Genomic DNA, 25321 nt, shown 5'->3' with positions numbered 1-25321 from the left:
GCCGGTCAGCCGTGAATCGGTAATGCGGACACCGCCGGAAAAACGTGTGAGCCGCCTGCGGCTACGCGGTGCGCGAATCGGCGGGTTTCTCTTGACGATGATGCGCAATCCGCTGACCGCGATTGGTTCTGCGATTGTGCTGGTTTTGATTCTGGTCGCTATTTTCGCCCCGTGGATCGCCACGCACGATCCGCTGGTACAGGATTTGGCTAACGCGCTACAGGCCCCGAGTGCGGCGCATTACTTTGGCACCGATGAGTTTGGGCGCGATGTGTTTAGTCGTCTGGTCTATGGTTCACGCATCACGCTGTATATCGTTGCGCTGGTGTCGGTAACCGTGGGGCCCATCGGGCTGGCACTGGGCGTGGTGGCAGGGTATTACGGCGGCATCGTCGATACCATCCTGATGCGTATCACCGATATCTTCATTTCGTTCCCTAGTCTGGTGTTGGCGTTGGCGTTCGTTGCGGCACTTGGCCCAGGTCTGGAGCATGTGGTGATTGCGATTACGCTGACGGCCTGGCCGCCGATTGCCCGTCTGGCAAGGGCGGAGACGCTGTCGCTGCGTCACGCCGACTTTGTGTCTGCCGTGAAGCTGCAAGGCGCATCCTCTATCCGCATCCTGCTGCACCACATTGTGCCGCTGTGTCTGCCGTCGGTGATTATTCGTATTACCATGAATATGGCGGGCATCATTCTGACAGCAGCGGGTCTGGGCTTTCTGGGATTGGGGGCACAGCCGCCCGATCCTGAATGGGGCGCGATGATCTCTGCGGGTCGTCGTTACATGATGGAGTGTTGGTGGTTAGTAACTATTCCGGGGCTGGCGATTTTGATTAACAGCCTGGCGTTCAACTTCCTTGGAGACGGCCTACGTGACATCCTCGATCCCAGAACTGAATAAGTCTTCTCAACCTGCGCCGGGAAGCTCGCCCCTGATGGAAGTGGAAAATCTGCGGGTAAGCTTCGTGAACCGTGGTGCTGTGACGGATGCCGTGCGCGGCGTCTCCTTCACGCTGGGCTGTGAAAAGCTGGCCATTGTCGGTGAATCCGGCTCCGGTAAATCGACGGTCGGCCGTGCGCTGCTGCAACTGCATCCGCACAGTGCGCGGATTACGGCAGACAAACTGCGCTTCGGCGATACCGACCTGCTGAAAGCGGATGAGGCGCGGATGCGTCAGATTCGCGGCAAGCGCATTTCCATGATTATGCAGGACCCAAAATATTCGCTGAACCCAGTGGTATGCGTTGGCGATCAGATTGCCGAAGCCTATCTGGCGCACCATAGGGTGTCGCACCGCGAGGCAAAGGCAAAGGTCATGGCTATGCTGGACGTGGTGCGTATTCGTCAGCCAGAGCGCGTATACAATCTGTACCCTCATGAAATATCGGGCGGGCAGGGGCAGCGCATCATGATTGCGATGATGCTGATTACTGAACCCGAAATCGTGATTGCCGATGAACCGACCTCCGCGCTGGATGTGTCCGTACGTCTGCAGGTGCTGGCGATGCTGGACGATCTGGTCAGCGAGCGCGGTCTGGGGCTGATTTTCATCAGCCACGATATCAATCTGGTACGTAGCTTCTGCGATCGGGTGTTGGTGATGTATGCCGGACGTGTCGTGGAATCCATTGCTGCCGCCGATCTGGACAACGCGCAGCATCCTTACACGCGTGGGTTGCTGAATTCGCTGCCGGATATCGACCACCGACGCCCGCGTTTGCCGGTGATGAATCGCGATCCAGCCTGGATCAATGGATAAAGGGGATAATCATGGCAACTGAAGCAATGAGTCAGCGCAAGCCGATGATCGAAGTGAATAACCTGAATCTCTATTTTGGGCAGGGTAGCACGGCGAATCAGGTATTGTACGATGTGAACCTTACCGTCAACGATGGCGATATCTTTGGTCTGGTAGGGGAATCGGGTTCCGGTAAAACCACCGTGCTGAAGTGTCTGGCCGGGCTGTTTAATCACTGGGAAGGCACGCTGCATATTGACGGGAAGAAACTGGCACACCGAATCGATCAGGCGCGCTGTCGCCGGGTGCAGATGGTGTTTCAGGATCCGTACGGATCGCTGCATCCCCGTCATACCGTGGAATCGATTCTGGAAGAGCCGCTGTCGATCCACCGCTTTGACGATCGTGATGATCGTATCGATACCTTGCTGGAGAAAGTGGGGCTGGGAACGCACTTCCGCCGCCGTTATCCGCACCAGCTTTCGGGGGGCAGCGTCAGCGTGTGGCGATTGCCCGAGCGCTGATTCTGGAGCCGAGAGTGCTGCTGCTGGATGAGCCGACGTCGGCGCTGGATGTGTCGGTGCAGGCGGAAATTCTCAACCTGCTGACGGAGTTACAACAGCAGGAAAAGCTGACCTACCTGATGGTGACACATGACCTGGGCGTGATTTCCCATCTGTGTCATAAAGTGGCGGTGATGCAATACGGTAAAATACTGGAAACGTTGGAAACCGACGACCTGACCAGCGATATGCCGAAGGACGCCTATACCTCCATGCTGGTGGACGCCAGCCGTCAGTACAGCCGCGATCTGGCGGTGCGTTCGGAGCGTATGGGCTAGGTACGTATGGACTAAGTACGTATGGAATAAGTACGTATGGAATAAGTACGTATGGACTCGTCGCGCTGCGCGATAATCATCATCATTAGGGCCGATCAATCGGCCCTTTTTTTATCTTACGCACAGGTTTTCGCTCACAGTTGGTTACGAACAGACTTTTATACGTAAAAAAAGGTAAATGGGTAGCGTTGAAGAGTGCGGATACTTACAATCATTACGCTTTCTGTAGTCGGCCTCTTCAAAAAGGAATTCTCATGTTCAAACGTACTCTGGTTGCTGCGGCAGCCCTTATTTCACTGACGGCATTTTCTCCCGCTTTTGCGGCTTCCGACGCCACTACGCGTGTGCTGTTGACGACGTCTGCGGGCAATATCGAACTGTCTTTAGATAATCAAAAGGCACCAGTTTCGGTAAAAAATTTCGTCGAGTACGTTAACAACGGTTTTTATAACGGGACGACATTTCACCGTGTGATCCCTGGCTTTATGGTGCAGGGCGGCGGCTTTTCTGGCGAAATGAGCCAAAAAGCGACGAACGCACCGATTAAGAATGAAGCCGATAATGGTTTACGTAACCAGCGCGGCACGATTGCGATGGCACGCACGTCTGATAAAGACAGTGCGACCAGCCAGTTCTTTATCAACATCGCGGACAACGCGTTCCTCGATCACGGCCAGCGTGATTTTGGCTACGCCGTGTTCGGTAAAGTCGTGAAGGGCATGGACGTCGTGGATAAGATCTCTCAGGTGCCAACGAAGAATGTCGGGCCTTACCAGAATGTGCCGACCGCACCCATCGTGATTCAGTCTGCGAAAGTGCTGCCCTGATTGACGAGATAGATAAGCAAAGAACCGAGAATACGAAAAAGGCCACTGATGTGGCCTTTTTCGATCTTAACGTACCAACGGCTGCATTATTCCAGCGCTTTAGCCATCTGCTGTAGCCAGGCATCCACGCCGGTGCTCGGCACATTCAACTGACGGTAGGTCGCGGTTGCAACGGGATAGCCGCCGACGTCTTCCTGACTATTCACGAAGCCACCTTTACGCTGTTTGAAATTCTCCACGATACGTTTATCAACGGCATCACGATCTTTAGGGCGTGCACCTGCACTTTGCAGTACCTGATTGGTGACGGCGCTGGCCGGTGATGCCGTTAAGCCCGCAGGCCAAATAGGGGACACTTTGAGTAAATTAATCCCGCTGCCTGACGTTTGCGGTGCGGCTTTGCCCTTGGCATCGTACGCGAGGTTATCTGACATCCAGACATCGCCGGAGGTGTTGCTTCCTACCAGTCCTAAACCTGCTTTGGTATTGGCACCGTAGTGCATCACGTTACCCGCAACGGAGACGCGTGGGCTGGCGGGCATGGTTTTCCCTTCCCACTCTTTCGCTACTCCACCAACGCGAAGACCCCAGATGCCGGGGTTATAGATCAGGTTATTGACCATGACGCCCGTAGAGCCAGCCTTGAACCAGGCGTTGCGCTCGTTGTTGTGCGCATAGAGGCTACCCACGATCGATACGTCAGTCACGTTATCGTGAACCAGCGTCCCCATCGAGTGAATACCTTTGGTGTGAGCCGAATCGTATAGGCCTTCAGCAACGATATTATTCGAGAGTGTGATGCGGTGTGCGGTGCCCTGAGGCCCGTCATAGCGTGGGCCGGAAATAGACAGGTTTTCGTCTGTACCCCAGGCGAAACTAGAATGGTCGATCACGACGTTGTAGGCATCTTTGCCGTTGATGGAAACATCGCGTTCAAAGCCACTTTTTTTACCCGTACCGGCATCGCCGATGCGGAAACGAATATGCTGCATCAGCACATCGTGTGTGCTGATCCCCATTCCGCCGCGAATAATGGTGATACCGGGAGAAGGAGCGGTCTGACCGGCGATGGTGACAAACGGCTCTGCTAACCGGAGGTCACTTTTATTCAGGTCGATAATGCCGCCAACCTCAAAAACGATAATGCGCGGCCCTTTGGCGGCCAGCGCTTCCCTGAGTGAGCCTGCACCGGAAGAAGCCAGCGTTGTGACGCGAATAATGCGCCCACCGCTGCCTGCAACGGTATCCGTTCCGAATCCTTTCAACTCTGGTGCTGCCGGTGTGGCGGCGCTAGCCATCGGTATGCCGACACTGAATACTAATCCAGTGCTGAACAGTGCGGCGAACAGAAGAGAACGTTTCATTTCATTTCCTTGAATATTAACGATAAAAATGAGCGAGCCCTTAGGACTCGCTCAAGTGCAGCCCGAACGATAAACCGACGGGCGTTAAGCTTGTTTGCAGGCTCCGGTTAGCACAGGACAATGAGGGACGGAGCCTGCAATTCGCTTATTTACCTTTCACGCTTTGCAACTAGTTGCAATTTGCTGCTGTCAGCACGGCAAGGTTTTTGTTCACGCCAGCATAGTTCGCCAGTTTGTCCTTCACGCACTGTGGAGAAACTGGAGAGTAGCTGTAAGGAACAGAAGCGAATGTGCCAGTGCTTTTCCAGTCTTCCGCATTCACGTAGGGCTTGGAATCTTTATCCCAGGTGATGTTGTATTTAGCGAAGTCGGCTGGGCTCATAACGTTGTTATTACGCAGTTCCCAGGTACCGAAGTTGGAACCGTCATAACGTGAGGTCACTGGGTTTTTCGCATTCTCGAACCAGTTACGTTCGATCAGCGCAATCCCTTTCTGACGCACGTTCAGGCCAGAACTGGTGATGCCAGTATACAGGTTGTTGTACGCGTGAACCTGGCCGCCACGTTGCAGCGGAAGGCGAGCGTTAACGTCGTCGTAAATATTGTGATGGTAAGTCAGGTCACGGCCCGTATCGCTGCTGCTGAAGCCGCTCAGCCCCACTTTTTTGATGCCATGAATGTAGTTGTACGAAATGGTCACGTTGGTCGACGCTTTCTTAATATCAATCGCGGATTCGAATGTCGTGTCACCGTCTTTTGTACCTGCGCATTCAAAGTTTTTCGCGAAGATCTCGTTGTGGTCAATCCAGACGTTCGGCGTGTTATCGATACGAATGGCATCACCATCCTGCGCGCCGCCCGGCATGTAACCAAAACGCATGTTGCGTATGACGATATCGGATGATTTTGTCAGCCAGATCCCGAAGTTGGCGGACGATCCGTTAGTTCCGAGGATGGTAATCCCTTTGGTGAACTCTTTGATTTCTACACCTCGGGCATCCTTACTCCACTGGCCGCAGATGTTGGCCTCAGCGGCTTTGATCAGCGCGTCTTCATTACCGTTATAGGTGATGACGAGCGGGTAAGCACCGCCTTTGACTTTCTTACCGTTTGCGTCCTTTTTCGCTTCTTCGATGATATCAATAATATCTTGCATGGAGCGCGCTGTTTTTTTCACGGCACCGGCAACGTCACCACCGTCAGTGGTGGCATAACCCCCCGTATTTGCCGCCATCGTTGGTTGGGCCGCAAGCAATAACAGCCCAGCGGCTGCAGAAGGCAGTAGGTATTTCATTAGGGTACTCTCCTTGGAATTGAATTTTTGTTTGGGCATTTATGATCCACATAGCCCAGATTATATTATTTGGTGTTTCAATAAAAATGAAATCAAGGTTTATTGAAATCCCAATTAATTCTTACCATAAAAGTAAAAGAATTCAATATTTCGATATTAAATATATAGGGTGAATAACGTCGTAAATCCCAAAGACTAATAAGTGCCTATTTTAAATGATAATATTTTTTTCATTTTTTCTAAAATCAGGTCGTTGAGAGTTTTATGAAAAATAAAATTATATTTCGTTTTATTACTCGTTGTTGGATGCGATTTGATAGAGGTGATAACTGTGAGCGACATCAATAAATAAGTAAAATTTCCTCGTTGAGAGGATGGCGTCAGAAATAGTTGATGCCGATCAAATTATTAATTAATCACGTGTTGATGGGCTATTGTTATTTCTATCGATTAATCCTTAATTAAAGGATGGTTTTCTTCATTAATAAATCAAACTATTAATTTATTATATAAATAATTAGCTTGATATTTAATTTGTGCATGCGCTTTAGGAATACATATCCATTCTCATGCGTGGGTTCCATAAAAAAACAAGCGAGCTCTTAGAGCTCGCTTGGGGAGAACCATGCTTCCGTATGAAGAGTCACGGCCGCGGGATATTCAGGCTTATTGCTTCCTGTCTTGCTGCGACGGAGAAAGCCTGACCGCATTTATTTGCAGTTAGCGGCTGTCAGTACTGCCAGGTTTTTACCGACGCCAGCATAGTTTGCCAGTTTATCCTTCACACACTGCGCAGAAACGGGAGTGTACTTATAGGAGACGGTAGGGAATTTTCCTGTGGTCTTCCAGTCATCCGCATTGATGTGAGGGGAGGACGGTTTGCCCCAGGTGATTTTGTATTTAGCAAAATCAGATGGGCTGGTAATGTTGTTGTTACGCAGATCCCAAGTACCGAAGTTGGAACTGTCGTTACGTGCCGTCACTGGGTTCAGCGCATTTTCGAACCAGTTGCTTTCGATGAGGGCTTTCCCTTTCTGACGGACGTTAAAGCCTGAACCGGTGATGCCGTCATACAGGTTGTTGTACGCATGAACCAGACCACCACGCTGTAGTGGCAGGCGTGAGTTAACATCGCGGTAGATATTGTGATGGTAAGTCAGGTTACGCGCTGTCGTATCCGAGCTACTTGAACCGCTCAGGCCGACTTTCTTGATGCCGTGGATGTAGTTGTAAGACACCGTGACGTTCGTTGACCCTTTCTTGATATCAACCGCTGATTCAAAGGTGGTGTCATCGTCTGGCGTGCCTTTACACTCAAAGTTCTTGGCAAAGATCTCGTTGTGGTCGATCCAGACGTTCGGTGAGTTATCAATACGAATGGCATCGCCGTCTTGCGCGCCGCCCGGCATATAGCCAAAGCGCATGTTACGTACCACGACGTTAGAAGAATTCACGATCCAAACACCGAAGTTGGCGGATGAGCCATTGGTGCCCTGAATCGTAATGCCTTTGGTGAACTCTTTGATTTGTACGCCGCGAGCGTCTTTACTCCACTGGCCGCAGATATTCTTTTCAGCCGCTTTGATTAATGAATCTTCATTACCGTTATAGGTGATGATGAGCGGATAAGCACCGCCTTTGACTTTCTTGCCTTTTGAATCCACTTGCGCGGCTTCAATAATATCCACAATCTCTTTCATAGAGCGTGCCGTTTTTTTCACAGCACCGGATACTTCCCCACCATCCGTGGTGGCATAGCCGCCCGTATTTGCGGCCATCGCGGGTTGAGCAGCGAGTAATAACAACCCAGCGGCTGCCGTAGGCAATAGATATTTCATTATGACTGTCTCCTTGGAATAGAATTTTCATGGGCATTTATCGATCCCTATGCCCGATGTAACAGGTACACATTTTTCAACAAAAATGAATGTCAATTTTGGTGAAAAACCAAGGGGAGTGTGGTCAAAAAATAAGTTCAGTTCAAGGGTGAAATGTTAAATGTATCAGGGATGAAACATTTTGTAATACTGATGATTGGATAATTTGGATTTTATAAGAAACGATTTTCTTTTAAAGTAACCGAAAATCATAAGGTTATTTTTTTGGTGGGGAATAAATGCACTCAGGTTTCTTTATTGATTGGTTTTTAATTTTTTATTTTTCCTGTAGTAATCGCTGCCGCTAACGTAAGAAAGCCATCTTAAGTCAAAATATACTATCACAGGCATATTCAATATTGTTTACGTGATGAATCAATTTTATCGTGAATTTTAGTTTGTTAAAAAATAATTATTATTAGTCGCTATATGGCATTTCTTTATGTGATAAGCAAAAAAATAGACCTCATTATTCATTGCGGTTTATTAGCTAAATGATCATTAGCATGACGTCTATTTTCATGAAGGCCACGCTGACAATCTTGTGTGGATCTCTTAAAAATGAGCGAGGCTGAAGCACTCGCTCAGGAAGAACCCGACGCAGAATGAATGCGTCGGGCTTAGCGCGTTTATTTACAGTTGGCTTCTGTCAGTACTGCCAGGTTTTTACTTACGCCTGCGTAGCTTGCCAGTTTATCCTTCACGCACTGTGCAGAAACTGGGGTGTATTTGTACGGAACGGCCGGGAATTTACCGGTGCTCTTCCAGTCATCCGCATTGATGTGCGGGGTGGATGGTTTACCCCAGGTGATCTTGTATTTAGCAAAATCAGATGGGCTGGTAATGTTGTTGTTACGGAGTTCCCAGGTACCGAAGTTGGAATCGTCGTTACGTGCGGTCACTGGGTTGAGTGCATTTTCGAACCAGTTACTTTCGATCAATGCGATCCCTTTCTGACGGACGTTAAACCCTGAACCTTTGATACCGTCATACAAGTTGTTATAAGCATGCACTTGGCCACCACGTTGCAGCGGCAGACGTGAGTTAACATCGCTGTAAATATTGTGATGGTAAGTCAGGTTACGACCGGTATCCGTGTTGCTTGAGCCGCTCAACCCTACCTTTTTCACGCCATGGATATAGTTGTACGACACGGTGACGTTGGTTGAGGCTTTCTTGATATCAACCGCTGATTCAAAGGTGGTGTCGTTGTCTGGCGTACCAGCACATTCGAAGTTTTTGGCGAAGATCTCGTTATGATCGACCCAAACGTTCGGTGTGTTATCGATACGGATGGCATCACCATCTTTTGCACCGCCAGGCATATAGCCGAAACGCATGTTACGTACGACAACGTTGGAAGAGTTAACCATCCAGATACCGAAGTTAGCGGAAGAACCGTTGGTACCGAGGATGGTGATCCCTTTGGTGAACTCTTTGATTTCTACACCGCGCGGATCTTTGCTCCATTGGCCGCAGATGTTAGCTTCAGCAGCTTTGATTAGCGCATCTTCATTACCGTTATAGGTAATGACGAGCGGGTAGGCGCCACCTTTGACCGCTTTACCGCTTGAGTCCTTTTTCGCGGCCTCAATGATATCGACGATCTCTTGCAGAGAGCGTGCGGTTTTTTTCACAGCGCCGGAAACGTCGCCGCCGTCAGTGGTGGCATAACCTCCCGTATTTGCCGCCATTGTCGGTTGGGCAGCGATCAGCAACAGCCCAGCGGCTGCAGAAGGCAGTAGGTATTTCATTATGTACTCTCCTTGACATAGAATTTTTTTGGGTATTTACCACTACACACCCTGTGTAATAAAAAGGCTGTTTCAACAAAAATGAAATTAAGGTTTGTCTATAAAGCCGAGCTAAGTGTTAACAGAAAAAATAAACAATACAAGATGGGGCGTTAAATATATTAATTAAATAACAGAGGACAGCTGAGAGGATTTGTGTCTATTACTTTTAAATAGAAACCAATTTCCACTTAAATCATTTAAAATCAACATATTATGTTTTTTAATATTTATTGTTTCAATCTGGATTCTTTATTTTTTATCCATTTTACATGCGTGGTTTATTCGCTGTATTAGCAATTGTGATCGTCATCAAAAATATCACTTTAAAGCTAACCTTCTTAGCTCTTCTGTCTTTTTTTAAAAATATGAATTAATTCATAGGCGATTTTTGTTTATTATTATTTTTTGTTAAAAATAATTTCAAGGTAATCGTTTTCTGTGAATAGGGATAATAAATAAGGCCTATTAATAAAGATGTTTACTGATGAAATAAATGATTTGTGATCGATATAATTATTATCATGCTAATTTCTTAAACGATGAGAGCGACCCCTTTGTCTTTGATGGTAACGAGGGGTGGGTACCTGACGCGGATTTCATGTATGTTAGTACGGCTTTTCCGACTAACAGTGCAATGACTATGCTGCTAATTATCGATAACTACGACTCCTTTACCTACAACCTTTACCAATACTTTTGTGAGCTCGGTGCACAGGTTGTGGTGAAGCGTAATGATGAACTGACGCTGCGTGAGATTGAACAGCTTGCGCCTAAGCGATTGGTCATTTCACCGGGCCCTTGTACGCCGGACGAGGCGGGGATTTCACTGGCTGCCATTCGTCACTTTGCCGATAAATTGCCTATTCTGGGCGTGTGTCTTGGTCATCAGGCGATGGGGCAGGCGTTCGGCGCGCGCGTGGTGCGTGCACGACAGGTCATGCACGGGAAAACCTCAGCGATTGCGCATAGCGATACGGGGGTTTTCACCGGGTTGGCTCAGCCTTTGACGGTCACCCGTTATCATTCACTCATTATTGATTCCGCCTCGCTACCCGATTGCTTTGAAGTCACGGCCTGGAGCGAGTATGAAGGAAAGCGTGACGAGATTATGGGGATCCGCCATCGCTCACTGCCGCTGGAAGGGGTACAGTTTCACCCAGAGAGTATTCTTAGCCAGCAAGGGCATCAGCTTTTGGATAATTTCCTTAAAATTTAACTATATAGAAAGTTATTCTCCTCAGTAGCCGATTTAATATTGCCTGCAATTGATTTTTTATGCATATTTATTGACTATATTTTCATTTCGACATGATGGACAGCAGAGTGAGGCAGCAAATGGCAGCAGAGCAGAAAGCAGTGACACGGGATACTCACGATAAAGTGATTTTGCCAGTTTATGCACCCGCGAAGTTTGTACCCGTGAAAGGTAAAGGGAGCCGCGTCTGGGATCAGGACGGCCGCGAGTATATCGATTTCTCCGGTGGTATTGCGGTCACGGCGCTGGGTCACTGCCATCCTGCATTGGTGAACGCGTTGCAGCAGCAGGGTGAAACGCTGTGGCACACCAGCAATATTTTCACTAATGAGCCTGCGTTACGCCTCGCCAGCAAATTGATTGATGCTACTTTTGCCGACCGCGTGTTCTTTGTTAACTCGGGTGCTGAGGCTAACGAAGCTGCCTTTAAGCTGGCGCGTCACTATGCGGTTAAACGCCATAGTCCGTATAAAACCAAGATCATCGCCTTCTACAATGCATTCCATGGTCGGACGCTGTTCACCGTCTCGGTCGGCGGGCAGCCTAAATATGCCGATGGTTTCGGGCCTAAGCCTGCGGATATTGTTCATGTTCCCTTCAACGATCTGGCGGCTGTTAAAGCGGTGATGGACGATCACACCTGTGCAGTTGTGCTGGAGCCGATTCAGGGTGAAGGGGGGATTACGCCTGCTACGCCTGAGTTTTTACAAGGCGTTCGCGATCTGTGCGATCAGCACAAGGCGCTGCTGGTGTTTGATGAAGTGCAGAGCGGAATGGGGCGTACTGGCAAGCTATTCAGCTACATGCACTACGGTATTACGCCAGATATCCTCACAACCGCTAAAGCGTTGGGCGGTGGCTTCCCGATTAGCGCGATGCTGACAACGGAAGAGATCGCATCGGCCATGACGGTTGGGGTACACGGCACCACCTATGGCGGCAACCCGCTGGCCTGTGCGGTGGCGGAAGCCGCGCTGGATATTATCAACACGCCAGAAGTGCTGTCAGGTGTGGCGGATCGTCACGATCGCTTTGTTAGTGAGCTTGAGAAAATCAATCAGCAGTACGGTGTATTCGAGCAGGTTCGCGGTATGGGGTTGCTGCTGGGCGCAGAACTGAAACCGCAATGGCATGGTCGTGCGGGCGAGTTTCTGGCGGCGGCAACGTCTCAGGGGCTTATGGTGCTGATGGCTGGGCCGAATGTGATCCGCTTTGTACCGTCGTTGATCATTGATGAAGACGATATTGCGCAGGGGATGGCGAAATTCGCTAAAGCCGTTGCGCAGGTTGTTAACGCAGCAAACTGACTATGCTCTCAAAAGATCAGCCATAAAAAAACGTAGGGAACGTTTTTCAACGTCGCTTTGCGGCGGCCCGTAGGGGGCGAGCAGGAAGCTCGCCATAAAAAAAGCGTGAGGCCGAGGCTTCACGCTTTTTTATTGGTAGGGTACCGCGACAGGGGTTTAGCGAGTGCCGTAAACGACAATCGTTTTACCGTGTGCAGAGATCAGGTTCTGGTCTTCTAACATTTTCAGAATGCGGCCCACGGTTTCACGCGAGCAGCCAACGATTTGCCCAATTTCCTGACGGGTAATTTTTATTTGCATGCCATCTGGATGCGTCATGGCATCAGGTTGTTTGGCCAGGTTGAGTAGGGTTTGGGCAATACGGCCGGTTACATCAAGGAAGGCGAGGTTGCCGACTTTTTCAGAGGTAACCTGAAGTCTGCTTGCCATTTGCGCAGACAGACGCATGAGGATATCCGGGTTAACCTGGATGAGCTGGCGGAATTTTTTATAGGAAATTTCAGCCACTTCACAGGCGGTTTTTGCCCGAACCCAGGCGCTGCGTTCCTGACCTTCTTCAAACAGGCCGAGCTCGCCGATAAAATCGCCCTGATTGAGGTAGGAGAGAATCATTTCCTTGCCTTCTTCATCTTTGATTAGCACTGCGACAGAGCCTTTCACGATGTAGTAAAGCGTTTCTGCTTTTTCACCTTGGTGAATCAGCGTGCTCTTCGATGGATACTTGTGGATATGACAATGGGAAAGGAACCATTCGAGAGTTGGATCTGTTTGCGGTTTGCCGAGAACCATTCGCTATCATCCTCTGTTGTAATTCACTGCGCAAATTACAGGGGTCAGAGTTCCCTGTACGGCGTGTTTAACTGCTAAAAAAATAAAATTCAGTCTAGGCAGAATGACGTCAGGGAATATACTGAAACCTCTGTACCCTTTATTTTCCGGTTGCTGCCTTGCCGCACCGTAAACGTGGCTGGGGTATGTCTGGCCAGGTCATCATCTTCTTCGTTTCTGGGTTTGTCCAGAAAAGGTCTATTCTATTTTCGTTTTAACACAGCTTTAAGGACGTGTCTTGTGTTGTCTCGCTTCAGCATGACAAAGCGCTGATTAACGCTGGTTTTTGTACAGTAACGGTATAAATTTTCAAAAAATTTTTAGTGGAGAGGCATCATGCAGGCACGGGTAAAATGGGTTGAAGGCTTAACGTTTTTGGGCGAATCCGCATCAGGACATCAGATATTGATGGACGGCAATTCCGGTGATAAAGCGCCGAGTCCGATGGAAATGGTGTTGATGTCCGTAGGGGGATGCAGTGCGATTGATGTGGTGTCGATTCTGCAAAAAGGCCGCAACGATGTAGCGGACTGTGAAGTGAAATTAACGTCAGAACGTCGGTCAGAAGCGCCGCGTTTATTCACCCACATCAATCTGCATTTTATCGTGACGGGAAAAGGATTGACCGACAAAGTTGTCGAGCGAGCCGTCGCACTGTCGGCGGAGAAATACTGCTCAGTAGCACTGATGCTGGGCAAAGCCGTTGAGGTGACGCACAGCCACGAAATTAGGGTGCTGGCATAACCCCTGTCTCTGGGCACTAATTCTGGTCACTTAAGCCTGTTATTAGGGGAAACACAGGGGGAGGTTCCCGTAGGGAGGCCTCACCCCTGTGGTCGCCCCGTGTATCTCGATGCTTATTCGATCGTTTTCCCTTCAATTAACCGCTGCACCAGCGGTGCCATGATTAATTCCATCGCCAATCCCATCTTCCCACCGGGAACGACCAGCGTATTGATGTGGGAGATAAACGACCCCTGCAACATAGCGAGCAGATAGGGGTAATCAATATTATCCAACCCCTGAAAATGAATCACGACGAAGCTTTCGTCCAATGAGGGAATCGATTTGGCGGCGAACGGGTTGGAGGTGTCCACGGTAGGCACGCGCTGGAAGTTGATGTGTGTGCGAGAGAACTGTGGCGTGATATAGGTGATGTAGTCTTCCATTGAGCGGACGACGGAATCCATCACCGCTTCACGCGAATGGCCGCGCTCATTAACGTCACGAATCAGCTTTTGAATCCATTCCAGGTTGACGATCGGCACCACGCCGACGAGTAAATCGACATGCTGTGCCACGTCATTTTGCTCGGTGACCACGCCGCCGTGCAATCCTTCATAGAACAGGATATCGGTGGGTTCCGGCATCGGCTCCCACGGCGTGAATGTCCCAGGAACCTGATTATAGGGAATGGCTTCATCGTAGGTATGAAGGTATTTACGCGTCTGGCCACGCCCGTGCAGGCCATATTCGATAAACGACTGTTCCAGCAGGCTGAAGTCATTCGCTTCCGGGCCGAAGTAGCTGATGTGGCGTCCTGAATCACGCGCTTTACGTATCGCCATATCCATTTCCGGGCGGGTATAGCGGTGAAAGCTATCGCCTTCCAACTGGGCCGCGCGCAGATCAAACTGCTGGAAAATCTTACGGAAGGCCAGACTGGTTGTCGTGGTTCCCGCTCCGCTGGAGCCGGTAACCGCAATAATCGGATGCTGATGTGACATAAGGTGCGTGACTCCGTGATCGCGATGCCCGCATAGCCAGAAGGCCTGCGCGCATCCTCAAAAAAGACGTAATTATCATCATTGTTAGCATGTTTGGCGCGTTCTTTCACGACTTTCGGCGTGCTCAATAAGGGGCATGTCCTCCGGAATTGAGCTGATTGCGCGGCATGATATTGAGGGTTTCATGTAACTCAGACCACACCAACACCACCTCGCCAGATTGGAGTTGGCCGCGGATATCTTCCACTTTCTGCGCCAACGAACGCTCCTGTTCGCCATAATCGGTGCCTTCCCGCAGGACGAAAGATTCGATGATGTTATCCAGCGTTTCTGGATCGAGCTGTTGCCAGGGAATAATCACGCTATGTTTCCTGATTCAAAGGGTTCCTGAGTAAAAACGGTTCCTGAAGAAAAAGAGTCGCTGGCCTGGTCCAAAAATGGGCTAAGCCAGTTGGGAATGCGCTGTTCCAGCCACATTTCCGGTTTCAGCAACGTTCCGCCGACGAAGCCGACATGCCCGCCATGTTCCGTTAGCTGATACTCAATATTAGACGGTAACTGCGACAGATCGGGAATCACCTCTGATGTCATGAAAGGATCGTCCTTCGCATGGATGATGAGCAGCGGTTTACGAATCTGGGGCAACAGCGGCAGAGCGCTGCAACGTCGATAGTAGTCGGCCGCATCGCGGAAGCCGTGGATACGTGAGGTAATGACGTCATCAAACTCTCGCAGCTGGCGGATTCGCTTCAACTGCGGCAACTGAATCGGCAGCGTGTCCGGGTAAGCCGCCAGCTTGCGACTGGCGTTTTGTTTCAACAGGCGTAGTAGGTAGTGCTGATAGACGCGGGAGAAGCCTTGTTCCATCCGACGGCTACAGGGTTCGAGCATCAGTGGTGCGGAAACAATGACAGCCGCGGACAGGGAGCAGGCTTCGCCTTGCTGCGCGAGCAGGTAGGCCAGCATGTTACCGCCGAGAGACACGCCGATGGCTGCGGTAGGCGCATCGCCCAGCGTTTCCTGCATCCAGCGCAGGAAATAGCTGGCATCGCTGGTTTCGCCGGAGTGATAAATGCGCTTCATCCGGTTGGGCTTGCCGCTGCATCCGCGGAAATGCATGATGACGGCCAGCCAGCCGCGCTGCTTACAGGCATGTAGCAGGCCGTGAGCGTACGGGCTATGAAAGCTGCCTTCCAGCCCGTGGAACAGTACCACGCGCGGTTTGTGCCGCGCCTGTTCAGGGGCTTCGCTCCAGGCCAGATCGACGAAATCGCCGTCCGGCAATTCCAGTGACTGCCAGACTGGCGAGAATTGCGCATGACGGCGGATCAGACGCGGTAATAGCGTTTGCAGATGCGGATTATGAGCGCCGCTCAGCGGACGAAAATGGTCATACATAAAGGATAGATAAATCTTGTTGTCGGCTCTTGTACGATCAATATCACACTGTTAGCTTCAATGCTGCCAGTTGGTACGACATTTGGGTCAGGAGCGCCCACAAATAATGGAACTGAGTTTATTTCTTTCGATGTTGGGGTTTTTGTGGGTAGCGGCCATCACACCGGGGCCGAACAATATGCTGTTGACTACCTCGGGCGCGAATTTTGGCTTCATGCGTTCACTGTGGCTGATGGTTGGCATCATGCTGGGCATGCAGAGCATTTTGCTGCTGGTGGCATTCGGTGTCGGTGGTTTGATTCTGATTTATCCTTCGCTGCATTTTATCCTGAAAGTCCTCGGCAGTGCCTATCTGCTCTGGCTAGCGTGGAAAATCGCCACGGCGGCTTATGAACGACTGGAAACGTCTGTTGCACCGCCCCAGCCGATCCGGCTTTATCAAGGGTGGTTGCTGCAATTCCTGAACCCGAAAGCGTGGCTCATGGCACTGGGGGCGGTTGCCAGCTTTAGTCTGGCGGGGGAAGGCTATAACCAGTCTGTGATCGCGATAAGCGTCGGGATTGTGCTCGTCAATCTGGTGTCCGGTGTCATCTGGCTCGGATTTGGCACGATGATTGGACGACTACTGCGCAGTAAGAAAGCGTGGATTATCTTTAATGTGTCAATGGGGCTGCTGACCGCCGCCTGCGTGCTGTTGATTTGGCATTAAGGCTTCGTTGATAACGTCGCGAGCGGTTTTTCGCTCGCGACTTAGGAACCATTCTTCCAGCAGAGTATTATCGGCGGATTTACTTGTAGCCGTCTGTTTTTAATAGGTTATTAACCAGATTGAGTTCAGTGTCGAAATCCAACGTATCGTTCTCCAGCAGCCGTGCGTGTTGCTGTTGAAAGGCGGAACCGAGTGCTTTCAGGGCAGTAACATTCTTCAGCAGAAAATCATCTGATTTGCCGTGTTTTTCCAATTGGGTGGAGAGCCTGGCAAACTCACCAGCCATTTTCTCTACGGCAGGAAGATAACGATTAAGAAACGCCGTACCCGGCTCCACATCCTTGGGATCTTCTTTCATACAGGTGACAATAAGCTGTGCATACTCAACGATAATTTTCAGCTCGTCGAGAAGCTCGGTGGGGAGCTTCTGTAAGTTTTGCAACCGGGCAATACGGCTTTCAAACGTAACCACTTCCTGAACGGACGGTGTGATGACGGAAGGGGAAGGCTGTGGCGATCTTGGTGTGAGTACAGCAACCTGTCCCTTTGGTTGATTTTTCCTTGTTTTGAAAGCCGTTTTCCCTTGGTAATGCCACATTGCACCTAGCACAATGCACGTGGCGAAGGCCGTATTATAGAAAGGGTGTTCACCAAACTTATGTGAGTCGGTGTAGCCCATTATGATGATGAAAACTAAAAGAAACTGGATAATTGTGCCGAGACGAGGATGAGAAATCTCGGAGCATGCTTTGATTATCCACCACGCTACTGCAATCCACCCCAGAACGAATAGGGCATCATGCGCAATGAACCAAATCACGCCAGCCACAAGTGGCCAAATCATATCAACCTGAGACCGGGTAAAGGCGTACCACAGCAGAATTAAGCTGAAACAGGTTACGATGACGGCGCTGTTATACACTTCTTCGCTTGCCATGAGGTCGGGATATAGTTTTTTTAGCAGAACCTCAATAATGAGTGCACTGGTTATCAGCCAGATGCAGCCTAAGCCCCAGAGCTTAAGGAGTGTCAGACAAAGACGACCTAGTTTCTTTTGCCATCCCTCATTTTGAGGGGAAGATGCATTTTGCATATTCAACGAAGACCACTTATCAAAACGAAATTATTTATGCAGAACGCTGCTGCATCGCGTGTTGTTGGTTTGCAGCAATCTCGGCAAGACGCGTTCTTAGTTCCGTTTCCATCGTGCCAAGTTCTTTTTCTACATCAGCCCGACGGGTTCTGGCGTCATTCGCAATCGTGACGGTTTCTTCGATGGTGTTCAGGAGGCGGCTTTGCACTTCGCGTAAGGTTTCGATGTCCACAATCGAGCGTTCGACTTCCCGCGCGGTTTCAACCGTGCCGAGCTGGAGCATTTCTGCATTTCTTCTCAGCATCGCATTGGTGGTATCAGAAACTTCTTTTTGCAGTTTTGCCGATTTGCGCTGTGAATGCAGCGTTATCGCCATCACGATCTGGCTCTTCCACAACGGGATCGTGGAGAGAATGCTGCTCTGAATTTTCTCGGCGAGCGACTGGCTATTATTTTGCATCAAACGAATTTGAGGCGCGGTCTGGATCGCGATGGTGCGGGACATCATCAGGTCGTGCAAGCGTCTTTCAAAGCGCTGTATGTTGCTCACTAAATCACGAACGTACTGCATATCCATCGGGTCGTTGGTGCGCTGGGCTTTTTCCTGTGCGGCGGTCAGCTCGCCAGACTGAATCGCTGCCAATTTCTGTTTACCGGCAATGATATGCAGCGTGATTTGTTCAAAATACTCGCGGTTGCGTATGAAAAGCTGTTCCAGCGTGGAGATATTGCGCAAGAGCTCCATCATGGCGCTTTCGAGTTTTTTAGAAACGGTATCAACCTGCTGTGCCAGCGTTTGATACTCCAGCAGCGTACGTTGAATGGTGTTGAACAGTTTTCCTATCAATGGGAATGAGGCGAGAAAGCTTTGCTTAGTGTCAAAAACGGTGAGGTCGACCGACTTTACCTTCATCAGAAGGTCTGTCAGCTGTTCACCAATCACGCCCGCATCTTTTGCTCTGACTTCCTGCATTAAGGATTCTGAAAAGCGCGAAATATTGCCCATGGTGTTTGCTGCGTAAGAGATGGACAGCATAGGGTCAGTAATATCAATTTTATTGACCAGTACCGATACTTCGTTTTTTTCCTGCTCGCTAAGCCGCGACATGTTGAGTTCAGATAAGGCATCGCTTGCTGTCGTGGTGACGGCGTTGTTGGTAGAAACGGTGAACGTAGCAGAGCGGGAATCTGTAGAAACAGACGGCGTATTTTCCATCATAAATATTGTCCTTGCCTTATTGTTCGGCCGTTTTATTGCCTTGCGGCCTTCAATATCAGTGAATAGGTCAGTGTGTAGAAATCAGTAGATTAATTGCTAAATATTACCTTGGGGAAATATTGCGCTCAATGCGCATTATCATCACTTCTTAAGATAATGTCGTGATAGAGAAAGAAAAGAATGGAAGAGTGAGCGGGGAGAACCCGCTCGGGTGGGGAAAAGCAATTTACTCGCTCTGCATCATCTGCTCTAGCTGTTCCTGCGCATCCAGCCAGGATAGCTCCGTTTCTTCCAGCTCGATTTTGACTTTGGTTTGCTGTTGCAGGCAGTCGGTGAGTTCGGCTTTACGGCTGATGTCGTAGATGGCACTGTCCGCCAGCCGAGCTTCCAGCGCTGCCAGCGTTTCTCCCAGCTTTTCCATTTGCTGTTCAAGCTTGGTTATCTGTTTGCGCAGCGGCTGCGTTTGCGTTCTCAACTCGGCTTCGCGGCGTTTCTGATCTTTTCTGCCCTGGGCGCTGTTGGCGATATTCTCTTTTGGCGTTTCATCGGCCCGCATTTCCTGACGTTGCAGGCCGACCAGCCACTGCTGGTAGTCTTCCAAATCGCCGTCGAACGGTTCTACTTTCTGGTCGTGTACCAGATAGAGATCGTCCGTAGTAGAACGGATCAGGTGTCGATCGTGCGAGACGACAACCAGCGCGCCTTCAAAATCGATTAATGCTTCGGTCAATGCCTGACGCATATCCAGATCGAGGTGGTTAGTCGGTTCATCGAGCAGCAGGAGGTTCGGGCGCTGCCAGACGATCAGTGCCAGTACCAGACGGGCTTTCTCGCCACCGGAGAAGCGCTCGGTGATCTCGGTGACTTTGTCGCCCTGAAAACCGAAGCCGCCGAGGTAGTCGCGCAGCTGCTGTTCCGTTTCCCGCTCTGCCAGACGCACCAAATGCTGTAATGGCGATTCGTCCGCACGTAGAAACTCTAACTGGTGCTGGGCGAAATAACCGAGCTTCACACCTTTCGCCAGCCCTATTTCCCCTTTCAGTGGGGCGAGCGTGCCAGCAAGCAGTTTGATCAGCGTGGATTTACCCGCGCCGTTATGGCCGAGCAGCCCGATACGGGAACCCGGCACTAAATTGAGTTTGATGGATTCCAGAATCAGCTTGTCGTTATAGCCTGCGCTGACCTTTTCCATCTTCATGAGTGGATTGGGCAACGATTCCGGAGCGCGAAAGCTGAAGCGGAAAGGGTTATCGACATGCGCTGGTGCAATCATTTCCATGCGTTCCAGCATTTTTATCCGGCTTTGCGCCTGCTTGGCTTTGGTTGCTTGTGCGCGGAAACGGTCGATGTAGTGTTGCAGATGCGCGACGCGCTCCTGCTGATGTTCATAGAGCGATTGCTGCTGTGCAAGACGGGTGGCGCGCTGGCGTTCAAACGAGGAGTAGTTACCGGTGTACTCATTGAGCGACTGCTGCTCGATGTGCAGAATCTTGGTTACCACCGGATCGAGGAAATCACGGTCGTGCGAGATCAGGACCAGCGTGCCGGCGTAGTTTTTCAGCCACTTTTCCAGCCAGATGACCGCATCCAGATCGAGGTGGTTGGTCGGTTCATCCAGTAACAGCAGGTCTGAACGACAGATCAGCGCCTGTGCCAGATTCAAACGCATCCGCCAGCCACCGGAAAAGGCGCTGACGGGCTGTTGCAACTGTGGCTGAGAAAACCCTAGCCCATTGAGTAGGCTTGATGCTCTGGCCTGAATCGTCCAGGCCTGAATCGCATCCAGCTTGCCGTGCAGCGTGGCAATGGCGTTGCCATCGTTTTCTTCGTTGGCGGTCTGCAACGCGGCTTCCAACTGGCGAAACTCACGGTCGCCGTCAATCACGTAGTCCAGCGCGGGTTTATCCAACGCAGGCGTTTCCTGATTGACCCAGGCCAGTGACCAGTTTTGCGGGAATGTGGCGGTGCCACCGTCGGCGCTGATTTCGCCTTTCAGTAATGACAGCAGCGTAGATTTACCACAGCCGTTTTTGCCAACCAGACCGACTTTCTGGCCGGGATTAACCGTTGCTGTCGCGTTGTCGATCAGAACGCGTACACCACGTCGAATTTGCAGCGAAGAGAAAACAATCATAAAGCGCCGTATGTTCAGAGTATGTTAAATTATGGACATATCAGGACACGCGGTGTCCCGTTTTTAGTCGTTGCGCTGCATGGTAACGGAAAACGATTATTATGACGACGCTTTGGAGGGGAATGATGTCGCAGCCACCGAAGATTTTGCTGCTGTATGCCCATCCGGAACCACAGGACTCGGTAGCGAACCGGATCTTATTGCAACCGGCGCAGCAGTTGGCGAATGTAACCGTGCACGATCTTTACGCACACTATCCTGACTTTTTTATCGATATTCATCATGAACAACAGCTGCTGCGTGAGCATCAGGTCATTGTTTTCCAACATCCGTTTTATACCTACAGCTGTCCGGCGCTGCTGAAAGAGTGGCTCGATAGGGTGTTATCTCGCGGCTTCGCGAATGGGATTGGCGGGAATGCGTTGGCGGGGAAATACTGGCGCTCGGTGATTACGACCGGTGAGCCGGAAGATGCCTACCACGCTGATGGGAGCAATCGCTACCCGATGGACGATTTACTACGCCCGTTTGAGCTGACGGCAGCAATGTGCCGTATGCATTGGATGCACCCCATGATTATTTACTGGGCGCGTCGGTTACAGCCCGATGTGTTGTTGAGTCAAGCCAAAGCTTACGGTGAATGGCTATCCTCCCCTTTACCTGAAGAGGAACGCTAGTATGGAGAGTTCTTCGCTCCTGACCGCCGGAGTCTTATTTTTGTTTGTGGCGGTAGTCGCCGTACCGATCGCTGCCCGAATAGGGATTGGCGCCGTATTGGGCTATTTGATCGCTGGGATCGCCATTGGCCCTTGGGGCCTTGGCTTTATCCGTGATGTGGAAGCCATTCTGCACTTCTCGGAGCTGGGTGTCGTTTTTCTGATGTTCATCATCGGCCTGGAGTTGAATCCCTCCAAGCTCTGGACGCTGCGCCGCTCGATCTTTGGCGTTGGGGCGGCTCAGGTCGGACTGAGTGCGCTGATTTTAGGCGGAGCCCTGTATCTGACGGATTTCTCGTGGCAGTCCGCGCTGATTGGTGGCGTGGGGCTGGCGATGTCGTCAACGGCCATGGCGCTGCAACTGATGCGCGAAAAGGGCATGAACCGCAATGAATCGGGGCAATTAGGTTTCTCCGTTCTGCTGTTTCAGGATTTGGCCGTTATCCCTGCGCTGGCGCTGATTCCGATTCTGGCCGGTGTGCAGGGGGATTTCGGCGATTGGGAGCGTATTGGGCTGAAGGTCGCCGCGTTTCTCGGCATGCTAATCGGTGGTCGCTATCTGGTGCGTCCGCTGTTCCGTTTTATTGCGGCATCCGGCGTGCGCGAAGTATTCACCGCCGCCGCGCTGTTGCTGGTACTCGGCTCTGCGCTGTTTATGGAAGCGTTAGGGCTTTCTATGGCGTTAGGCACCTTTATCGCCGGTATTCTGCTGGCTGAAAGCGAATATCGGCATGAATTGGAAATTGCTATTGAGCCGTTCAAAGGCTTGCTGCTTGGGCTGTTCTTTATCTCTGTAGGCATGGCGCTGAATCTCGGGATCCTCTACACCCATATCGTGAAGATTATGTTTGCGGTATTGGTGCTGGTGGCAGTGAAAGCGGCCGTCCTGTATTTCCTTGCGCGAATTAATCGTATGCGTCGCTCCGAGCGCTTGCAGTTTGCTGGGGTGCTGAGCCAGGGCGGTGAGTTCGCTTTCGTCCTGTTTTCCGCTGCGGCTTCATTCAATGTATTGAAAGGTGAGCAACTGCCGCTGTTGCTGGTGACGGTGACGCTATCCATGATGACGACGCCGCTGCTGATGCAGTTGATCGACCGCATTTTGGTGCGTCGTTACAACGTGCAGGATGTGCCGGATGAGAAACCGTATGTCGAGGATGACGAACCGCAGGTGATCGTGGTGGGCTTCGGGCGTTTCGGGCAGGTGATTGGTCGCTTATTAATGGCGAACAAAATGCGGATTACGGTTCTGGAGCGCGATATCAGCGCCGTGAGCCTGATGCGCAGCTATGGTTATAAGGTTTATTATGGCGATGCCACAGAACTGGAGCTGCTGCGCTCGGCGGGCGCGGATAAAGCACGTTCAATCGTGATCACCTGTAATGCGCCAGAAGATACGATGGAGATTGTGCATCTCTGTCAGCAACACTTTCCAAATCTGGAGATTCTGGCGCGGGCACGCGGGCGTGTTGAAGCTCATGAGCTGTTACAGACTGGCGTAAGATATTTCTCGCGCGAAACCTTTTCCAGCGCGCTGGAGCTAGGGCGAAAAACGCTGGTGACACTGGGCATGCACCCGCATCAGGCGATGCGTGCGCAACAGCATTTCCGCCGTCTGGATATGCGCATGCTGCGTGAGCTGATGCCGCAACTGACAGGGGATGTCGCGCAAATCTCTCGTGTGAAAGAGGCACGCCGTGAGTTGGAGGATATTTTCCAACGGGAAATGCTGCGTGAGCGACGTCGGCCCAGTGTATGGGATGAGGACGACGAGTAAGAGCCAATAACGCCTATTGGAGTTCTTTACACATGCTGGAACGGCGAAGAATGGGAGTTATCATGCGTAAACGCTTTATTGCAGGGGCTGTGTGCCCGACGTGTCAGGCTCAGGACACGCTTGCCGTTGGACGGGAAGATGATGTCGAGGTTGTGGTGTGTGTGAAGTGCGGATATCGCCAGAGTCAGGCAGATGAGCCCACGGCGGCACACGCCTCGCAGGCTAGCGATATTATCGGGATCTTCCGGCCAGAATGAGGGATGAGTGTCGTGGTGGCATTGTCACCAACCGTTGACGTTTTTTGATTCCAGACGGTACATAGGGACATTTTTCAGCTACAATTTGCGCCAGTTTGATTTCCAACGGTAGGAGATATCATGAAAGTAGCAAAAGATCTGGTGGTCAGCCTGGCCTATCAGGTACGTACAGAAGACGGTGTGTTGGTTGATGAGTCTCCGGTGAGCGCGCCGTTGGACTATCTGCATGGTCACGGTTCCCTGATTTCTGGTCTGGAAAACGCGTTGGAAGGCCGTGAGGCTGGCGCGAAGTTTGATGTGAACATTGGTTCCAGCGACGCTTACGGCAACTATGATGAGAATCTGGTTCAGCGCGTACCGAAAGATGTCTTTATGGGCGTTGACGAGCTGCAGGTTGGCATGCGTTTCCTGGCTGAGACCGATCAGGGTCCAGTGCCAGTTGAAATCACCGAAGTTGAAGACGACCACGTTGTTGTCGACGGCAACCACATGCTGGCAGGCCAAAACCTGAGCTTCAACGTTGAAGTTGTTGCTATCCGCGAAGCGACGGAAGAAGAGCTGGCGCATGGTCACGTTCACGGCGAGCACGATCATGAACATGGCGACGGCTGCTGTGGCGGTCACGGCCATGATCACGACCACGACCACGGTCACCAGCATGGTAAAGGCGGCTGCGGCGGCAACGGTGGATGCGGCTGCCACTAATTAGTTGTAGCGCATAAAAAAAACCTCAGGTTGATGAAGATCACCTGAGGTTTTTTTATTTATTTACTTTTATATCGGGATCTGGCCTGTATCGAGCGCCGGCATAACGGGTCGCGAATCTCAGTAATGCGGCGGCGGCGTTTCTTCTGCCTGTGATGCGACGAGCGAGGTTTGCTGGCTGCGCAGTCGGTCGGTGAGTAGACGGATATGTTCACGCAGGCGGCTAATTTCCCGCTCGTGTTGAATAACCGTTTGGTTAAGCTCTTCTATGGTTAATTCCTGAAAAGCCTGTCGGCTTTCCAACTGTTCGAGCCGTTCTTCAAGTGCTGATGGTGACATCGGTATCCCCCTTACTTCTTGTTACCCGCGAGTTTGTCAGAAAGCGGAAACTTCTGGTAGTAAAAACGGTCGCAGTAGGGCGCAATGCACTATCCGGAATGGGGCATATCGTTGCCAGA

Annotated in this window: 23 protein-coding genes and 1 pseudogene; 12 read left to right on the top strand and 12 right to left on the bottom strand. The window is 50.9% G+C overall.

Going from position 1 to position 25321, the window contains the following annotated elements:
- The first annotated feature begins 22 nt into the window (after positions 1 to 22).
- From BJJ97_RS03025 to ppiA, 4 genes and pseudogenes are all read left to right on the top strand, one after another.
- Positions 23 to 904 (top strand): ABC transporter permease, encoded by an 882-nt coding sequence (locus BJJ97_RS03025; RefSeq protein WP_095701977.1) that lies wholly within the window; start codon positions 23 to 25, stop codon positions 902 to 904.
- Positions 876 to 1763 (top strand): ABC transporter ATP-binding protein, encoded by an 888-nt coding sequence (locus BJJ97_RS03020; RefSeq protein WP_080728066.1) that lies wholly within the window; start codon positions 876 to 878, stop codon positions 1761 to 1763. Before BJJ97_RS03025 ends, BJJ97_RS03020 begins: the two co-directional genes overlap by 29 nt.
- A gap of 44 nt (positions 1764 to 1807) precedes the next feature.
- Positions 1808 to 2583, top strand: a pseudogene (locus BJJ97_RS03015) (ABC transporter ATP-binding protein).
- Positions 2584 to 2837: 254 nt separating this feature from the next.
- Positions 2838 to 3410: a peptidylprolyl isomerase A gene (ppiA, locus tag BJJ97_RS03010; RefSeq protein ID WP_039484588.1), complete on the top strand. Its 573-nt coding sequence runs from the start codon at positions 2838 to 2840 to the stop codon at positions 3408 to 3410.
- An 86-nt stretch (positions 3411 to 3496) separates the two neighbouring features.
- On the opposite strand, the gene pelZ is transcribed toward ppiA, so the two are convergent.
- From pelZ to pelA, 4 genes are all read right to left on the bottom strand, one after another.
- Positions 3497 to 4774 carry a pectate lyase PelZ gene (pelZ, locus tag BJJ97_RS03005; RefSeq protein ID WP_095993020.1) on the bottom strand — a complete coding sequence of 426 codons (1278 nt, stop codon included), beginning with the start codon at positions 4772 to 4774 and terminating at the stop codon, positions 3497 to 3499.
- Between the two features lie 169 nt (positions 4775 to 4943).
- Positions 4944 to 6068 carry a pectate lyase PelC gene (gene pelC / locus BJJ97_RS03000; RefSeq protein ID WP_095993019.1) on the bottom strand — a complete coding sequence of 375 codons (1125 nt, stop codon included), beginning with the start codon at positions 6066 to 6068 and terminating at the stop codon, positions 4944 to 4946.
- A gap of 710 nt (positions 6069 to 6778) precedes the next feature.
- The gene (gene pelB, locus BJJ97_RS02995; RefSeq protein WP_095993018.1) at positions 6779 to 7906 is read right to left on the bottom strand and encodes a pectate lyase PelB; all 1128 of its coding nucleotides are present in this window, start codon (positions 7904 to 7906) and stop codon (positions 6779 to 6781) included.
- Between the two features lie 668 nt (positions 7907 to 8574).
- Entirely contained in the window at positions 8575 to 9699 is a 1125-nt protein-coding gene (gene pelA / locus BJJ97_RS02990; protein ID WP_039484581.1) for a pectate lyase PelA, read from the bottom strand.
- 682 nt (positions 9700 to 10381) lie between these two features.
- On the opposite strand from pelA, the gene BJJ97_RS02985 reads away from it, so the two are divergent.
- Both BJJ97_RS02985 and argD read left to right on the top strand, forming a co-directional pair.
- Positions 10382 to 10957, top strand: coding sequence for an aminodeoxychorismate synthase component II (locus tag BJJ97_RS02985; protein WP_095995312.1), 576 nt, complete (start codon positions 10382 to 10384; stop codon positions 10955 to 10957).
- Positions 10958 to 11076: 119 nt separating this feature from the next.
- Positions 11077 to 12303 (top strand): bifunctional acetylornithine/succinyldiaminopimelate transaminase, encoded by a 1227-nt coding sequence (gene argD, locus BJJ97_RS02980; RefSeq protein WP_095993017.1) that lies wholly within the window; start codon positions 11077 to 11079, stop codon positions 12301 to 12303.
- 156 nt (positions 12304 to 12459) lie between these two features.
- Here argD and crp read toward each other — a convergent pair whose 3' ends face one another.
- The gene (gene crp / locus BJJ97_RS02975; protein WP_004090925.1) at positions 12460 to 13092 is read right to left on the bottom strand and encodes a cAMP-activated global transcriptional regulator CRP; all 633 of its coding nucleotides are present in this window, start codon (positions 13090 to 13092) and stop codon (positions 12460 to 12462) included.
- A 375-nt stretch (positions 13093 to 13467) separates the two neighbouring features.
- On the opposite strand from crp, the gene BJJ97_RS02970 reads away from it, so the two are divergent.
- Positions 13468 to 13875, top strand: a complete 408-nt coding sequence (locus tag BJJ97_RS02970) for an OsmC family protein (RefSeq protein ID WP_005969525.1) — start codon at positions 13468 to 13470, stop codon at positions 13873 to 13875.
- Between the two features lie 113 nt (positions 13876 to 13988).
- Here the strand turns inward: BJJ97_RS02970 and BJJ97_RS02965 are convergent, their stop codons facing one another.
- From BJJ97_RS02965 to BJJ97_RS02955, 3 genes are all read right to left on the bottom strand, one after another.
- A complete protein-coding gene (locus BJJ97_RS02965; RefSeq protein ID WP_010297039.1) occupies positions 13989 to 14858 on the bottom strand; it encodes a phosphoribulokinase in 870 nt (289 codons plus the stop codon).
- A 124-nt stretch (positions 14859 to 14982) separates the two neighbouring features.
- Positions 14983 to 15219: a YheU family protein gene (locus tag BJJ97_RS02960; protein WP_010277524.1), complete on the bottom strand. Its 237-nt coding sequence runs from the start codon at positions 15217 to 15219 to the stop codon at positions 14983 to 14985.
- A complete protein-coding gene (locus tag BJJ97_RS02955) occupies positions 15216 to 16256 on the bottom strand; it encodes a hydrolase (RefSeq protein ID WP_095993016.1) in 1041 nt (346 codons plus the stop codon). The genes BJJ97_RS02960 and BJJ97_RS02955 overlap by 4 nt, the downstream gene beginning before the upstream one ends.
- 106 nt (positions 16257 to 16362) lie before the next feature.
- Here BJJ97_RS02955 and BJJ97_RS02950 point away from each other — a divergent pair, with 106 nt between their 5' ends.
- Positions 16363 to 16965: a LysE family translocator gene (locus BJJ97_RS02950; RefSeq protein WP_095993015.1), complete on the top strand. Its 603-nt coding sequence runs from the start codon at positions 16363 to 16365 to the stop codon at positions 16963 to 16965.
- Positions 16966 to 17044: 79 nt separating this feature from the next.
- Here the strand turns inward: BJJ97_RS02950 and BJJ97_RS02945 are convergent, their stop codons facing one another.
- The 3 genes from BJJ97_RS02945 to BJJ97_RS02935 form a co-directional block, all read right to left on the bottom strand.
- Positions 17045 to 18058: a 5-bromo-4-chloroindolyl phosphate hydrolysis family protein gene (locus tag BJJ97_RS02945; RefSeq protein WP_095993014.1), complete on the bottom strand. Its 1014-nt coding sequence runs from the start codon at positions 18056 to 18058 to the stop codon at positions 17045 to 17047.
- Between the two features lie 34 nt (positions 18059 to 18092).
- Positions 18093 to 19277, bottom strand: coding sequence for a toxic anion resistance protein (locus BJJ97_RS02940; protein WP_095993013.1), 1185 nt, complete (start codon positions 19275 to 19277; stop codon positions 18093 to 18095).
- Positions 19278 to 19503: 226 nt separating this feature from the next.
- Positions 19504 to 21411 carry an ABC transporter ATP-binding protein gene (locus BJJ97_RS02935; RefSeq protein ID WP_095993012.1) on the bottom strand — a complete coding sequence of 636 codons (1908 nt, stop codon included), beginning with the start codon at positions 21409 to 21411 and terminating at the stop codon, positions 19504 to 19506.
- Between the two features lie 125 nt (positions 21412 to 21536).
- Here BJJ97_RS02935 and kefG point away from each other — a divergent pair, with 125 nt between their 5' ends.
- The 4 genes from kefG (at position 21537) to slyD (ending at position 24863) form a co-directional block, all read left to right on the top strand.
- Entirely contained in the window at positions 21537 to 22088 is a 552-nt protein-coding gene (gene kefG / locus BJJ97_RS02930; protein WP_161973267.1) for a glutathione-regulated potassium-efflux system ancillary protein KefG, read from the top strand.
- 1 nt (position 22089) lies between these two features.
- Complete coding sequence (gene kefB, locus BJJ97_RS02925; RefSeq protein WP_095993011.1) at positions 22090 to 23901, top strand: glutathione-regulated potassium-efflux system protein KefB; 1812 nt, start codon at positions 22090 to 22092, stop codon at positions 23899 to 23901.
- Between the two features lie 62 nt (positions 23902 to 23963).
- Positions 23964 to 24158 carry a YheV family putative zinc ribbon protein gene (locus BJJ97_RS02920; protein ID WP_167385187.1) on the top strand — a complete coding sequence of 65 codons (195 nt, stop codon included), beginning with the start codon at positions 23964 to 23966 and terminating at the stop codon, positions 24156 to 24158.
- A 120-nt stretch (positions 24159 to 24278) separates the two neighbouring features.
- On the top strand, positions 24279 to 24863 hold the full coding sequence (gene slyD / locus BJJ97_RS02915) for a peptidylprolyl isomerase (RefSeq protein ID WP_095700759.1): 585 nt from the start codon (positions 24279 to 24281) through the stop codon (positions 24861 to 24863).
- A 120-nt stretch (positions 24864 to 24983) separates the two neighbouring features.
- Here slyD and BJJ97_RS02910 read toward each other — a convergent pair whose 3' ends face one another.
- Complete coding sequence (locus BJJ97_RS02910) at positions 24984 to 25202, bottom strand: protein SlyX (RefSeq protein ID WP_095993009.1); 219 nt, start codon at positions 25200 to 25202, stop codon at positions 24984 to 24986.
- Between the last annotated feature and the right edge of the window lie 119 nt (positions 25203 to 25321).

The sequence above is a fragment of the Pectobacterium polaris genome (assembly GCF_002307355.1).
Classification (GTDB): Bacteria; Pseudomonadota; Gammaproteobacteria; order Enterobacterales; family Enterobacteriaceae; genus Pectobacterium; species Pectobacterium polare.
The sequence above is the reverse complement of the archived record's forward strand: the minus strand, read 5'-3'. Positions and strand labels throughout refer to the sequence as shown.

Coding starts and splice junctions, on each gene's coding strand:
- BJJ97_RS03025 (WP_095701977.1), top strand. CDS start 23: ATGCGGACACCGCCGGAAAAACGTGTGAGCCGCCTGCGGCTACGCGGT.
- ppiA (WP_039484588.1), top strand. CDS start 2,838: ATGTTCAAACGTACTCTGGTTGCTGCGGCAGCCCTTATTTCACTGACG.
- pelZ (WP_095993020.1), bottom strand. CDS start 4,774: ATGAAACGTTCTCTTCTGTTCGCCGCACTGTTCAGCACTGGATTAGTA.
- pelC (WP_095993019.1), bottom strand. CDS start 6,068: ATGAAATACCTACTGCCTTCTGCAGCCGCTGGGCTGTTATTGCTTGCG.
- pelB (WP_095993018.1), bottom strand. CDS start 7,906: ATGAAATATCTATTGCCTACGGCAGCCGCTGGGTTGTTATTACTCGCT.
- pelA (WP_039484581.1), bottom strand. CDS start 9,699: ATGAAATACCTACTGCCTTCTGCAGCCGCTGGGCTGTTGCTGATCGCT.
- BJJ97_RS02985 (WP_095995312.1), top strand. CDS start 10,382: ATGCTGCTAATTATCGATAACTACGACTCCTTTACCTACAACCTTTAC.
- argD (WP_095993017.1), top strand. CDS start 11,077: ATGGCAGCAGAGCAGAAAGCAGTGACACGGGATACTCACGATAAAGTG.
- crp (WP_004090925.1), bottom strand. CDS start 13,092: ATGGTTCTCGGCAAACCGCAAACAGATCCAACTCTCGAATGGTTCCTT.
- BJJ97_RS02970 (WP_005969525.1), top strand. CDS start 13,468: ATGCAGGCACGGGTAAAATGGGTTGAAGGCTTAACGTTTTTGGGCGAA.
- BJJ97_RS02965 (WP_010297039.1), bottom strand. CDS start 14,858: ATGTCACATCAGCATCCGATTATTGCGGTTACCGGCTCCAGCGGAGCG.
- BJJ97_RS02955 (WP_095993016.1), bottom strand. CDS start 16,256: ATGTATGACCATTTTCGTCCGCTGAGCGGCGCTCATAATCCGCATCTG.
- BJJ97_RS02950 (WP_095993015.1), top strand. CDS start 16,363: ATGGAACTGAGTTTATTTCTTTCGATGTTGGGGTTTTTGTGGGTAGCG.
- BJJ97_RS02945 (WP_095993014.1), bottom strand. CDS start 18,058: ATGCAAAATGCATCTTCCCCTCAAAATGAGGGATGGCAAAAGAAACTA.
- BJJ97_RS02940 (WP_095993013.1), bottom strand. CDS start 19,277: ATGATGGAAAATACGCCGTCTGTTTCTACAGATTCCCGCTCTGCTACG.
- BJJ97_RS02935 (WP_095993012.1), bottom strand. CDS start 21,411: ATGATTGTTTTCTCTTCGCTGCAAATTCGACGTGGTGTACGCGTTCTG.
- kefG (WP_161973267.1), top strand. CDS start 21,537: ATGTCGCAGCCACCGAAGATTTTGCTGCTGTATGCCCATCCGGAACCA.
- kefB (WP_095993011.1), top strand. CDS start 22,090: ATGGAGAGTTCTTCGCTCCTGACCGCCGGAGTCTTATTTTTGTTTGTG.
- BJJ97_RS02920 (WP_167385187.1), top strand. CDS start 23,964: ATGCGTAAACGCTTTATTGCAGGGGCTGTGTGCCCGACGTGTCAGGCT.
- slyD (WP_095700759.1), top strand. CDS start 24,279: ATGAAAGTAGCAAAAGATCTGGTGGTCAGCCTGGCCTATCAGGTACGT.
- BJJ97_RS02910 (WP_095993009.1), bottom strand. CDS start 25,202: ATGTCACCATCAGCACTTGAAGAACGGCTCGAACAGTTGGAAAGCCGA.